3 protein-coding genes are annotated in these 1,319 nt (G+C 40.8%); all 3 read right to left on the bottom strand.

From position 1 onward, the window contains the following. Nucleotides 1-489: hypothetical protein (locus tag GMD4S_RS08990; RefSeq protein ID WP_000814177.1), on the bottom strand; the 489-nt coding region annotated here is incomplete at its 3' end. A gap of 69 nt (nt 490-558) precedes the next feature. After that, nucleotides 559-837: a hypothetical protein gene (locus tag GMD4S_RS08985; protein ID WP_000777746.1), complete on the bottom strand. Its 279-nt coding sequence runs from the start codon at nt 835-837 to the stop codon at nt 559-561. Nucleotides 838-846: 9 nt separating this feature from the next. Beyond that, nucleotides 847-1,257 carry an HIT family protein gene (locus GMD4S_RS08980; protein ID WP_001278305.1) on the bottom strand — a complete coding sequence of 137 codons (411 nt, stop codon included), beginning with the start codon at nt 1,255-1,257 and terminating at the stop codon, nt 847-849. Nucleotides 1,258-1,319 lie beyond the last annotated feature (62 nt).

Raw genomic sequence — 1,319 nt, 5'->3', positions numbered from 1 at the left:
CTTTTTAAAACTTTCCTGATTATTCCAAAAGAGAAGTGAGTAATTAGGGTTAAATTTCTTTCCTTTTTCTTGGAAATACTTCTCGCCCTCCTCCCCTAAAAATTGTATTAAACCACGATTGAATAAGTTGTCTCCTACTTTATAGTAGGAAATATCTCTTGTCTGGAGGACATAGACTTTCAGTCGGTTTTTGGTGAGTTTTGGACTTTCCTTTAGGACGGGGTGGCTATTGACAACCTCATCTGAGAAAGTAACATAAAAATTTAATCCTCCACCCTCGTATTGATAGTATCCATCTGATTCTACTTTCTCAGGAGGGAGGTCAAGGGAGATAAAGATTTGTTTTAAGGTTTCATTCCCATTTCGGATGTCACTCGGTGAGGCCTTGAAAAGATTCATCACTAGTAGAAATGCTAGGGCTGCAAGCAAGCAGAGACAGCCGCAAATAATCGCGATGACCTTCGCTAGAACTTTTAAAGACTGTTTCATTTTCATTCCCTCCCTTTTCTGTTCGAATTTAGTAACCCAAAATGGAATTAAGAAAAGTTGGAGGCTTTCTTATTCTTGTTTTTCTTCTTGGAGAACCGCCATTCTGGTCTGGAAATCTTTTTCCAAGACTTTGAACTTGTAGGTCAAGTCTTTTTGGTATTCCTTGATAAGGGTTTTTTGTTGGTCGATGATTTGTAGGCTGTTTTGGATGATATCCAAATCATCCTTGATAGCTTGGACACGGTCAGTTGTATCTAGCACCTCATCCTGAATGGCTTGGCGATTTTTCACGACAAAATAACTTCCAGCTGCAGCTCCTGCAAATAGCAATAGATTGGATAGTTTCATGGCATCTCCTTAAGCGTTTTTAATGGTTTCAGCGACTTGAGCAAGTTTGTCAAAGTCAGGTTCGTGGGCGATAAAGTCAATCTTGAGGTCATCTTCTGCACCGTAGCGAGGTACGAGATGCACGTGAGTATGAAAGACTGTTTGACCAGCAACTTCCTCACAGTTGGCGATGATGTTCATTCCGGCAGCCTTGGTAGCCTTCATGACTTTTTGAGCCACTGTTGGTACTTGGGCAAAGAGTTGGCTAGCGCTGGCAGCGTCCATCTCCAAAAGATTGCGAAAATGCTCTTTGGGTACAATGAGGGTGTGTCCAGGCGTTACTTGAGAGATATCAAGAAAGGCAAGAACCTGCTCATCTTCGTATACTTTTGAAGCAGGAATCTCCCCTGCGATAATCTTACAAAAAATGCAATCTGACATAAAATCCACCTCTACTGTATTGAATTTTGATATAATATAGCTACATTATACCAGATTCGGAG

This window comes from Streptococcus sp. GMD4S, from assembly GCF_000296955.1.
The sequence above is the reverse complement of the archived record's forward strand: the minus strand, read 5'-3'. Positions and strand labels throughout refer to the sequence as shown.

What these genes read in the sequence shown, in the direction of transcription:
- GMD4S_RS08985 (WP_000777746.1), bottom strand. Translation starts at nt 837, where the DNA reads ATGAAACTATCCAATCTATTGCTATTTGCAGGAGCTGCAGCTGGAAGT.
- GMD4S_RS08980 (WP_001278305.1), bottom strand. Translation starts at nt 1,257, where the DNA reads ATGTCAGATTGCATTTTTTGTAAGATTATCGCAGGGGAGATTCCTGCT.